We start from the raw sequence: 573 nt of genomic DNA, 5'->3' as shown, positions 1-573 counted from the left end.
CCCCACAGCCCTGGCGACAGCACGGGCGAGACCCCTGGCGAGGCGGCGCTGACCGCCGCCCGCCGCACCCTGACCCTCGAGATCGAGGGCCTGGCCGCGCTGCAGGCGGCGCTGGATGGCGAGCTCGGCGCCCGGCTGGCCGAGGCCATCGCGCTGATCCGCGCGAGCCAGGGCCGCGTCATCCTGACCGGCATGGGCAAGTCCGGCCATGTCGGCCGCAAGATCGCGGCGACCCTGACCTCGACCGGCACGCCCTCCTATTTCGTCCATCCCGGCGAGGCCAGCCATGGCGACCTCGGCATGATCCAGACGGCCGACATCGTGGTCGCGCTGTCCTGGTCGGGGGAGGCGCCGGAGCTCTCCGACATCGTCGCCTATTGCCGCCGCTTCGGGGTTAAGCTGATCGCCATCACATCGCGCGCCGGCGGCGCGCTGGGCATGGCGGCCGACATCCCGCTGATCCTGCCGGCGATGCCCGAGGCCTGCCCGAACGGGCTGGCGCCGACCACCTCGACCACCATGCAGATCGCGCTGGGCGATGCGCTGGCCGTCGCCCTGCTGTCGCTGCGCGGC

The 573-nt window shown here is 73.5% G+C and carries 1 protein-coding gene; it reads left to right on the top strand.

The genetic code is table 11. The features are described from left to right. Positions 1–48: 48 nt before the first annotated feature. Positions 49–573: KpsF/GutQ family sugar-phosphate isomerase (locus tag BKE38_RS29490; protein WP_131829803.1), on the top strand; the 525-nt coding region annotated here is incomplete at its 3' end.

This window comes from Teichococcus deserti (assembly GCF_001982615.1).
Taxonomy (GTDB): domain Bacteria; phylum Pseudomonadota; class Alphaproteobacteria; order Acetobacterales; family Acetobacteraceae; genus Pseudoroseomonas; species Pseudoroseomonas deserti.
Note: the sequence above shows the minus strand (reverse complement) of the source record. Positions and strands in the feature narration are given on the sequence as shown.